The 10,775-nt window shown below is 71.3% G+C and carries 7 protein-coding genes; 2 read left to right on the top strand and 5 right to left on the bottom strand.

Annotated elements, in window-relative coordinates:
• The first annotated feature begins 159 nt into the window (after positions 1–159).
• Together AN215_RS25735 and AN215_RS25730 are read left to right on the top strand one after the other, a co-directional pair.
• Positions 160–1,170, top strand: coding sequence for a GlxA family transcriptional regulator (locus AN215_RS25735; protein WP_070010775.1), 1,011 nt, complete (start codon positions 160–162; stop codon positions 1,168–1,170).
• A 157-nt stretch (positions 1,171–1,327) separates the two neighbouring features.
• Positions 1,328–1,954 carry a DJ-1/PfpI family protein gene (locus AN215_RS25730; protein WP_070010776.1) on the top strand — a complete coding sequence of 209 codons (627 nt, stop codon included), beginning with the start codon at positions 1,328–1,330 and terminating at the stop codon, positions 1,952–1,954.
• 47 nt (positions 1,955–2,001) lie between these two features.
• Here AN215_RS25730 and AN215_RS25725 read toward each other — a convergent pair whose 3' ends face one another.
• From AN215_RS25725 to AN215_RS25705, 5 genes are all read right to left on the bottom strand, one after another.
• Positions 2,002–2,625, bottom strand: coding sequence for a histidine phosphatase family protein (locus AN215_RS25725; RefSeq protein WP_070010777.1), 624 nt, complete (start codon positions 2,623–2,625; stop codon positions 2,002–2,004).
• 417 nt (positions 2,626–3,042) lie between these two features.
• Positions 3,043–4,041, bottom strand: coding sequence for a ketol-acid reductoisomerase (gene ilvC / locus AN215_RS25720; RefSeq protein ID WP_070010778.1), 999 nt, complete (start codon positions 4,039–4,041; stop codon positions 3,043–3,045).
• 204 nt (positions 4,042–4,245) lie between these two features.
• Positions 4,246–4,770, bottom strand: a complete 525-nt coding sequence (gene ilvN, locus AN215_RS25715) for an acetolactate synthase small subunit (protein WP_070010779.1) — start codon at positions 4,768–4,770, stop codon at positions 4,246–4,248.
• Between the two features lie 104 nt (positions 4,771–4,874).
• Entirely contained in the window at positions 4,875–6,743 is a 1,869-nt protein-coding gene (locus AN215_RS25710) for an acetolactate synthase large subunit (protein ID WP_070010780.1), read from the bottom strand.
• A gap of 236 nt (positions 6,744–6,979) precedes the next feature.
• On the bottom strand, positions 6,980–10,387 hold the full coding sequence (locus AN215_RS25705; RefSeq protein WP_079123520.1) for a diguanylate cyclase domain-containing protein: 3,408 nt from the start codon (positions 10,385–10,387) through the stop codon (positions 6,980–6,982).
• Positions 10,388–10,775 lie beyond the last annotated feature (388 nt).

Here is a 10,775-nt window from a genome sequence, read left to right as displayed (position 1 = left end):
CGAATCACGGTCACAGCCACGGCGGATACGGGTCGCGGGGACGCGTGGGAGAGAGGTTGGGGGATGGACGAACGGCGGCCGCGCACGCGCATGCGCATGGCAGTAAAGGTGGGAACTTAGTCATTGCTGACATCGGCGATGGGCTGAAGAATCGGATTCATGTCCAGGCGAACCGGAACAAGCGGCGAAGACGTGCTGGTCGTCGTCTTCGACGACGTTCAGAGCCTCGACGTGACGGGCCCCGTCGAGGTCTTCGCCGGCGCCTGCCTGTCCGCCGGCGACCCCGGTGCGTACCGTCTGCGGACGGCCTCCCCGGACGGCCGGCCGGTCCGCACCTCCAGCGGCCTCACACTCGTCCCGGACTTCGCTCTCGCCGACGCCCCCCTGCCGGACACCCTGCTGGTGCCGGGCGGCGACGGCACCCGTGCACCCGACGGACGCCTGATCGACTGGCTGCGCGACAAGGGGCCCTCCATCCGGCGTCTGGTCTCCGTATGCACCGGGGCGATGCTGCTCGCCGAGGCGGGGCTGCTTCGCGGCCGCCGGGCGACGACCCACTGGGCGTACAGCGATACGCTCGCGCGGCGCCATCCGGACACCGAGGTCGACGCCGGACCCATCTACATCCGCGACGGCCATGTCGCCACCTCCGCCGGCGTGACGGCGGGGATCGACCTCGCCCTCTCGCTCGTCGAGGAGGATCTGGGCCGCGACGTCGCGCTCGACATCGCGCGCCATCTGGTCGTCTTCCTTCACCGCCCGGGAAACCAGGCGCAGTTCAGCACCCAGCTGGCCGCGCAGAGCGCGCAGCGGGAGCCGCTGCGAGAGGTCCAGCAGTGGATCAGCGAGCACACGGATGGCGATCTGTCCGTCGCGGCACTCGCCGAGCGTGCACGGCTCTCGCCGCGCCACTTCGCCCGGGCCTTCCTCGCCGAGACCGGCATGACTCCCGGCCGCTACGTCGACCGGGTACGGCTCGAACAGGCCCGCAGGCTCCTGGAGGAGAGCACCGGCGGCATCGCGGAGATATCGCGCGCCTGCGGATACGGCACCCCGGAGGCGCTGCGCCGCGCGTTCGTCCGCGTCCTGGGCTCCTCACCGGCCGAATACCGGCGCCGCTTCCGGCACACGGGCGGCACGGCAGAGCACCTCACACGGGGCGGGACCTGAACGGACTCCGGGCTCCGGGCTCCGCCTCCGCGCTCCCGCCACTCATCTCGTTCCCGACACCCACTCGACCCTCCAGGCCGCCCGCTCCGAACCGGACGGTCCGAATCCGACGCCGGCGATCCGTACGCCGCCGGTCCGACGCTCCGAAAGGGACATCATGCAGATCGCGATCCTCCTCTACGACAACTGCACGGTTCTCGACGCCGTGGGCCCCTACCAGACGCTCGGTCCCTTGCCGGGCGCGGAGACCGTCTTCGTCGCCGAGCAGACCGGACCCGTACTGGACGACAACCGCAGCCTCTCGCTGGTGGCCGCGAAGTCCCTGGCCGAAGTGACCCGCCCCGACATCGTGATCGTCCCGGGCGGCCCCGATCCGGACGTGCGGAACGAGGCGGTCCTCGACTGGCTGCGCACCGTCGACGCGGCCTCCACCTGGACGGTCTCGGTGTGCACCGGTTCGCTGATGCTCGCGGCCGCCGGACTGCTGGACGGCCGCCGGGCCACGTCCCACTGGACGACCCTGGACCGGCTGACGGAGTTCGGGGCGGAGCCGTCGCGGGAGCGGGTCGTCTTCGACGGGAAGTATGTGACGGCCGCCGGAGTGTCCGCCGGCATCGACATGGGGCTCACGCTCGCCGGCAGGATCGCGGGCGACGAGCACGCGCAGGCCGTACAGCTGATGATCGAGTACGACCCGCAGCCGCCGTACGACGCCGGCTCCCCGTCGAAGGCCCCGGCGGCGCTCGTGGAACTCATCAGCGGGGCGCCGGTGCCCGGCCGCTGAGGGAGGCGCGGTTTCACCGCCGCACCGTCGGCTCCCGGGACCTGGTCTCATACGTCGATCTCACGCGGCTGGCCGGTCCGGCGGAGCCGAGGGGGCAGGTGTCCCGTGTCGTTGAAGAGGAGCAGGGAGGCGGGCCGTCCGGGCGTGTAACGGATGACGGTCAGGCCGGCGTTGGCGTGGTTGAGACCCATCCAGCGCCACTCGGGTGCGTCGAGGGCGTCGCGGACCAGCCAGCCGATGAGGAAGGCGTGGGTGACGACGAGTTCGTGGCGCGGGGCACCGCCCTCGGCCGGTCCGGCGAACGCCGCGAGTGCCTGCTCCGCCTGCTCCCGGCCGCCCTCACGCTCCCCGGCCGGGAGCTCCGCGAGCCGGTCGAGCAGGAAGTCCGCCGATTCCGCGGGGAGTTCGTCCCTCTCCGGTACGTGGGGGACGTAATCCCCGGCTGCCTCCGAGGACTTCAGCTCAACGCCGCGGAGCCGGCCCTGGACCAGCCGCGCGGTCTCCTCCGCTCGTGGAAGCGGCCCGTGAACGACCGCGGAGAGGGGGCTGCGGCGGAGTCGCTCTCCGAGCAGTACGGCCTGGCGGCGGCCCGCCTCCGTCAGCCGTCCGTCGTCCGGTGAGGCCTCGGCGTGCCGCGCGAGGTAGAGGTAACGGACGGCAGTGCGGGTCATGTTCGGTCCCCCTGCAGGGCTCGGCGTGCCGAGGACCACCCTCGCGCGTCCGGCCGTCCGGCCACCCGCCAGGGCGCCCCACGGACACCACAGCACAGGTCACCCCTGCACTGCGCACCACGCACACGTGCCCCGCCCGCCGGGTGGCGGGACGGGGCACGGGCAGGCGCGCACGGGCAGAGCCCGGGCACGGCGGCGCGGCTGCGCCGCCAGGCGCGTTACGCGTCCTCGTCCGAAAGCCCCCGGATGCGACCGTCCGGCCACCCCCCAGGGCGCCCCACGGACACCACAGCACAGGTCACCCCTGCACTGCGCACCACGCACACGTGCCCCGCCCGCCGGGTGGCAGGACGGGGCACGGGCAGGCGCCCACCGGCAGAGCCCGGGCACGGCGGCCCGGCTGCGCCACCAGGCGCGTTACGCGTCCTCGTCGACCCAGCTCATCAGCTTGCGCAGCTTGCGCCCGGTGGTCTCCAGCAGGTGGTCGTTGGCCGCCTTCTTGTACTCGTTGTACTTGGGCAGGCCCGCGTTGTACTCCTGCATCCACTTGTTGGCGAAGGTGCCGTCCTGGATGTCGTCGAGCAGCTTGCGCATCTCGGCCTTGACCTGGTCGTTGATGATGCGCGGGCCGCTGACGTAGTCGCCCCACTCGGCGGTCTCGGACACGGACCAGCGCATCTTCTCCAGGCCGCCCTCGTACATGAGGTCCACGATCAGCTTCAGCTCGTGGAGGCACTCGAAGTACGCGATCTCGGGCTGGTAGCCCGCCTCGACGAGCGTCTCGAATCCCGCCTTGACCAGCGCCGACGTACCGCCGCACAGCACGGCCTGCTCACCGAAGAGGTCGGTCTCGGTCTCCTCGGTGAAGGTGGTCTTGATGACGCCGGCGCGCGTGCCGCCGATGCCCTTGGAGTAGGAGAGCGCGAGCTCGAACCCCCGCCCCGTCGCGTCCTGTTCGACGGCGACGATGCACGGCACGCCCCGGCCTTCCTCGAACTGGCGGCGTACCAGGTGGCCCGGGCCCTTCGGCGCGACCATGCACACGTCGATGTTGGAGGGGGGCTTGATGAAGCCGTAGCGGATGTTCAGGCCGTGCCCGAAGAAGATGGCGTCGCCGTCCTTCAGGTTCGGGGCGACGGACTCCTGGTAGACCCTGGCCTGGATGGGGTCCGGCACCAGGATCATGATCACGTCGGCTTCGGCGGAGGCCTCCGCGGGCGTGGTCACCCTCAGGCCCTGCTCCTCGGCCTTCGCGCGGGACTTGGAGCCCTCGTGCAGGCCCACCCGCACATCGACCCCGGAGTCGCGCAGGGACAGCGCGTGGGCGTGGCCCTGGCTGCCGAAGCCGAGAACCGCCACCTTGCGGCCCTGGATGATGGACAGGTCGGCGTCGTCGTCGTAGAACAGCTCGGCCACTTGGGAAATCTCCTCTTTCGGGGCCCGGGGGCTCCCCCGGGGTCGTTCTGCAGGTGTTCTCGAAGGGGTTTTTCGAAGGGTCGGACCGCCCAACCTACGACGGCCGGACGGCGCGGACGGCGAGGGGTCGCCGGCCGGCGCCGCGTGGGGCCACCCCGGCCGGCGTCCCCCTGGGGGAGCCGCCCGGGAGGCGGGCGAACACCCTTACGCGGACCGGTCCAGCGCGCGCAGGCTCCGGTCTGTGATGGAGCGGGCGCCGCGCCCGACGGCGATGGTCCCTGACTGCACCAGCTCCTTGATGCCGTACGGCTCCAGCATCTTGAGCATGGCGTCGAGTTTGTCACTGCTGCCGGTGGCTTCGATGGTGACGGCCTCCGGCGAGACATCCACGGTCTTGGCGCGGAAGAGCGAGACGATCTCGATGATCTGGGAGCGCGACTCGTTGTCGGCACGGACCTTCACCAGAACGAGTTCACGCTGGACGGCGGATGCCGGGTCCAGCTCAACGATCTTGAGAACGTTGACGAGTTTGTTGAGCTGCTTGGTCACCTGCTCCAGCGGCAGATCCTCCACGTTCACGACGATCGTGATGCGGGAGATCTCCGGGTGCTCGGTGACACCGACGGCGAGCGAGTCGATGTTGAAGCCGCGGCGCGAGAACAGCGAGGCGATCCGGGCCAGGATGCCCGGGGTGTTCTCCACCAGGACGGAGAGCGTGTGCTTGGACATTCGTCGTTCCTTCTCCTGAGCTGCCGATGAGCCTGCCTGGTGCCTCTACCGGCAACCGTCGCCCTGCCGGGCGGAATTGCCGGTCACGGCACTGGCTTCCGGGCTCACTCTTCGTCGTCACCGAAGTCGGGACGGACGCCGCGCGCCGCCATGACCTCGTCGTTGGAGGTGCCTGCGGCCACCATCGGCCAGACCATCGCGTCCTCGTGGACGATGAAGTCGACCACGACCGGACGGTCGTTGATCGCGTTGGCCTTCTCGATCACCGAGTCCAGCTCGTCCGGGTCCTCGCAGCGGATGCCCACGCAGCCCATCGCCTCCGCCAGCTTCACGAAGTCGGGGCAGCGGGTGCCCTTGTTGGGCTGCTGCGGGTCCTCCTCGCCGGGCCCGGTGTGCAGCTTCGTGTTGGAGTAGCGCTGGTTGTAGAAGAGCGTCTGCCACTGGCGGACCATGCCCAGCGCACCGTTGTTGATGATCGCGACCTTGATCGGCACGCCGTTCATGGCGGCCGTGGCCAGCTCCTGGTTGGTCATCTGGAAGCAGCCGTCGCCGTCGATGGCCCACACGGTGCTCTGCGGCCTGCCGACCTTGGCGCCCAGAGCGGCCGGGACGGCGTATCCCATGGTGCCCAGGCCACCGGAGTTCAGCCAGGTCGCCGGGCGCTCGTAGCCGATGTAGTGGGCGGCCCACATCTGGTGCTGGCCGACGCCCGCCGCGTAGACGGTGTCGTCCGGGGCCAGTTCGCCGATGCGCTCGATGACCTGCTGCGGGGAGAGACTGCCGTCCTCGGGCAGGTCGTAACCCAGCGGGTACGTCTCGCGCCAGCGGTCGAGCTGCTTCCACCAGTCCTCGTATCCGGCCGCGGCGGCGCTTCCTGCGGACGCCTCACCCAGCTCGGCCTGCACGGCCACCACCAGGTCGGCGATGACCTCGCGGGCGTCGCCGACGATCGGCACGTCGGCGGCCCGGTTCTTGCCGATCTCCGCGGGGTCGATGTCGGCGTGCACGATCTTGGCGAGCGGCGCGAAGGAGTCGAGCTTGCCGGTCACCCGGTCGTCGAAGCGGGCACCGAGCGCGACGATCAGGTCGGCCTTCTGCAGCGACGTGACGGCCGCCACACTGCCGTGCATGCCGGGCATGCCCAGGTGCTGCGGGTGGCTGTCCGGGAAGGACCCGAGGGCCATCAGCGTGGTCGTCACGGGCGCCCTGGTCAGCTCGGCGAGCACCTTCAGCTCTCCGGTCGCCTGCGCCTTCATCACACCGCCGCCGACGTAGAGAACGGGACGGCGGGCCTCGGCGATCAGCTTCGCGGCCTCGCGGATCTGCTTGGCGTGCGGCTTGGTCACGGGGCGGTATCCGGGCAGGTCGTGCACGGGCGGCCAGTTGAAGACCGTACGGCCCTGCAGCGCGTCCTTGGCGATGTCGACCACGACGGGGCCGGGCCTGCCGGTGGAGGCGATGTGGAACGCCTCGGCGATCGTGCGGGGGATCTCGTCCGGGTCGGTGACCAGGAAGTTGTGCTTGGTGACGGGCATGGAGATGCCGCAGATGTCGGCCTCCTGGAATGCGTCCGTCCCGATGGCGCCGGAGGCGACCTGCCCGGTGATCGCGACCAGCGGCACCGAGTCCATGTGCGCGTCGGCGAGTGGCGTGACGAGGTTCGTGGCACCCGGCCCCGACGTGGCCATGCAGACCCCGACCTTGCCCGTGGCCTGCGCGTAACCGGTGGCCGCGTGGCCTGCGCCCTGCTCGTGCCGCACCAGGACGTGGCGGACGCGGGCGGAGTCCATCATCGGGTCGTACGCCGGGAGGATCGCCCCGCCCGGAATGCCGAATACGGTGTCGGCGCCGACCTCCTCGAGAGAACGGATGAGGGACTGGGCGCCCGTCATCACGGCCGGCGCGGCCTTCTGCTGTCCGACGGTGCGGGCCCGCGGCTGGGGTTTCGGGGCCGCGGTGGACTGCTCGGTCATCGGTGATCTCTTCTCGGAGAGTGAGGGTTGACGCTCGATTTGTGCGGTTGCTGCTGAGTGGTGGAGCTTGTCTCCGGCGTTTGTGCAACAAAAAACCCCTCGTGCCGTGAGGCAAGCGAGGGGAGCGCGTCGCTGGGATCGCGGGTCGTGGTGTGGACCCGGTCAGTCGACGCGCTTTCCAAGTACGAGAATTCGGGTGCGCATGGCACAGACCCTCCCCCGAGGCACTTTCCGTGTCAAGTGGGTGGGACACGCGTCTCAGCATGCGGGCACGGAGACGGCGGCTGTGTGACCGGTTCCACTGGCTCCCTGACGTCCCCCGACACCAGCCACGGCGGCATGCTCTCGCGCCGTTCCTGCAACCTTACGGGCAGGGCTCCGGCGACCACGACCGAGCGGCCGCCGCCCCGTCCGGACGAAGTGTGACCACTCCTCCCGCCCGTCGCCGCGCCTCCCGGTGCCGGGCCACCCGCCGAACCCGCCGGGCGCCCGCACGCGGGAACTCCGCGCGCGGGCGTGCGCTCCTCGGGCACCGGCAGCACCCCGCGCGAGAGCGCGTGACGTAAGCGGTGCTCGTCGAGCGGCCCCGAGAAGACCGCACCCTGGCCGTGGGTGCAGCCCATCTCCCGCAGTCTGACCGCGTGTTCGGGCAGGTCGAGACCCTCGGCGACGGACGTCAGCCCGAGGTCGTCCGCGATGCGCAGCAGCCCCTTGGTGATCTTTCGCTGCCTCGTGGACTCCACCACGCCCTCGACGAGGGTTCGTTCGAGTCTCACGACATCCACGGGCAGCCGCCGCAGGGCCGACACCGCCAGCGGCCCGCTGCCGAAGCCGTCCAGGGCGATACGGACGCCGAGGCGGTGCAGCGCGCTCAGTCTCGCCTCCAGCTCGTCCAGGGCCACGCGCGTGTCGGCGCCCGTCAGTTCCAGGATCAGCGAACCCGGCGGCAGCTCGTCCCGGGGCGCGAGCACGGCCTCGACGGTGCGGCTGCCGGGTGCCGACTCGGTGAGGCACGCGGCAGGCAGCCGTACGGATACGGGCACCGGGAAGCCGGCGCCGTGCCGGGCCACCGCCTGACGCACGGCCTCCTCCAGCAGCCGGTGGCCGGACTCGGCCGCCGCGCCGGGCCGGACTCCGCTGCCTCCGTCGCCCGCGCCGGGGCTCCCGCTTCCGTCTCCGCTTCCCGCGCGCAGGAACTCGGCCGGGGTGAACAGGACGCCCTGCGCGGAGCGCTTCCGCGGATGGGCCGTGACCGCCGTGATCTTGCCGCCCGCCAGTTCGACGACGGGCTGGTGCAGCAGCGTGAACTCGCTGCCGGGCTGCGCAGCCGCGGCCACCGCATGCCTCTTCGCGGCCGCGCCGGACTCGTGGACCTCGCGGCCTGCCTCGTGGTCCTCGCGGGTGCCGCCCGCCGCCCGTGGCACACCGGCCGCGTACGTGCCGGGCTTGCCGGGTGTGCCGTCCTGGAGCCGTGGCGCGTACAGCTCGACCCTGGCCTTGCCCGCCTGCTTCGCGCGGTACATCGCCAGGTCCGCGTTGCGCATGAGCGTGGTGGGCGAGATGCCGGGCTCGGCGAAGGCGATGCCGATGGACGCGGCGATCCGCACCTCCCGGCCCTCCACGCTGTACGGCTCGGAGAGCGTCATGCGCAGCCGGTCGGCGATCTCGTGGATGCGCTGCTCACGCTCGGTCTCGGAGTGGGTGCTCGGGTTGCCGTCGCCGAGGATGAGCACCGCGAACTCGTCACCTCCGAGGCGGGCAGCGGTGTCGCCCGCCCGGACGGACTCCTGGAGGCGGCGGGCCGCGGCCACGAGCAGTTCGTCGCCGCCCTGGTGGCCGACGCTGTCGTTGACCGCCTTGAACCCGTCGAGGTCGATGAAGAGGACGGCGTGCTCGCTGTCCCCGCCGCGTCGCCCGACGAGGGCCTTGCGCACGCGCTCGGTGAACAGGGCCCGGTTGGGCAGGTCGGTGAGCGGGTCGTGCGAGGCGTTGTGCTGCAACTGAGCCTGGAGACGGACGCGTTCGGTCACGTCCCGGCTGTTGAAGATCAGTCCGCTGCGGTAGCGGTTGACCGTCGACTCGACGTTCAGCCAGTGGCCGCGGCCGTGCCTGAAGCGGCACTCGATCCGGGTCGAGGGCTCCTGATGCGGAGGCGTCGCGAGGAAACGGCGCAACTCGTGCAGCACACGGGCGAGGTCCTCGGGGTGGATCAGCGCGGCGAGCTCCGAGCCGATGAGGGCGTCGCCGTCCCGGCCGTAGACCCCGGCGGCCGCGGGAGAGACGTAACGGAGCATGCCAGTGGGCGAAGCGATCATGATGACGTCGCTCGACCCCTGGACCAGCGAGCGGAAGTGGTTCTCCTTCTGGGCCAGTTCCTGGGTGAGGCTGATGTTGTCCAGCAGCATGATGCCCTGCCGTACGACCAGGGCGAGCACGACCGTGCAGGCGGTGAAGAGCACCACGCCGTCGATCTCGCGCCCCGAGACCGCGTTGTAGAGAATCCCCAACGTGCAGACGGCGGCGGCCAGATACGGCGTGAGCGCGGCCAGCGACCCCGCGATCGGGCGGCTGGGGCTGTCGCCGTCCGGGACGTCCTCCCGATCCTGCACCGCGACGGCACGGCCGGGACCGGCCGCGGCGCCCTTGCGGGCCGTGCCGGCCCGCGCGGCCTCCCGCTCGCCCTTGACCCACGGCGCGTACGCGAGGAGCAGGGAGCCCGCGAACCATCCCGCGTCCAGCAACTGCCCCGAGGTGTAGTGCTCACGGAGCAGCGGCGAGGTGAACAGCGCGTCGCACAGCACCGTCAGCGCGAGGGCGCCGATGGCCGTGTTGATCGCCGAACGGTGTGCTGCGGAGCGCCTGAAATGCAGCACCAGCACCATGCTCACCAGCACGATGTCGAGCAGCGGATAGGCGAGGCTGAGCGCGGCCCGCGCCACCGAATCGCCCTCCCAGTACGCGGTGTGGACGAGCGCGAGCGACCAGGAGATCGTGAGCAGCGAACCGCCGATCAGCCACGAGTCGAGGCCCAGGCAGACCCAACCGGCGCGCGTGACGGGCCTCTTGGCGAGCACGAGCAGGCCGATGATCGCGGGCGGGGCGAAGAGCAGGAAGCAGAAGTCGGCGGCGGAGGGACGCGGCACGGGCTGGTGCAGCACCACCTCGTACCACCCCCACACCGCGTTGCCGGCGGCCGCCATCAGCGACGAGAGGCCGAACATGAGCCAGGCCGGGCCCAGTTGGGTGCCGCGGTGCGCGCGCGCATACCGTACGCAGGAGGCGGCGGCCAGCAGTCCGGCGGCGCTCAGCCCGAAGTCACCCATGAACAGCGACACTTGCTCGGAACCCCACCCGACGGCCGCGCCTGCCGCATAGCCGCAGCACAGGACGACGAGCAGCAGCTGCGGCAGCACGCTCACCACCCGCGAGGGGCCCGCCGGCGCAGCGGCTCCGCCACGCGGCTCGGCCCCGTCAGGGGCGAGCGCGCCGCTCACCGCCGGTGCTCCAACTCCTCCCGGCCTGCCGCCCGAAGGGACCTCACCGGCGTGCGGAGCGCCCGGCTGCGTGGAGGGCGGAGCGAAGGCCGGCGCACCGGCCGGGGTCCGTACGATGCCCTGGCGCGTGGCCGCGCCTCCGGCGGTCATCGTGTCCCCCTGCGGGACAGAGCCCTCCCGGGCCTCCGGTACGCGCGGACGGGGCACCGGCACACGGGCACTTCCGCGCTCCGGTCCCGCTGCGGGACCGGCCGACGGCAGGGTGTCCGTGGTGTAAGGCGCTTCGTCCACCGGCAGTTCGTCCATTGACCGCGCATTCGCCCGTCGCCCCCCTCGTGTCCGGGTTCGCCCCCTCTTGGACGATACACCAGAACCGTCACAGAGGGACATAGTGCCGATACAGAACGTGACGACCAGGCACGTTGCGGACACTGGGAGCGTTCGTACGCCTCCGGAGCGTATTTTTCAGGGGTGTTGGAGCGCTTCGGCAGCCCTCAGGCAGGGTCGGCGGAACGCCCCGCGGACGGTCCCCGTGACG

This window comes from Streptomyces abyssalis, from assembly GCF_001751365.1.
Lineage (GTDB): Bacteria > Actinomycetota > Actinomycetes > Streptomycetales > Streptomycetaceae > Streptomyces > Streptomyces abyssalis.
Note: the sequence above shows the minus strand (reverse complement) of the source record. Positions and strands in the feature narration are given on the sequence as shown.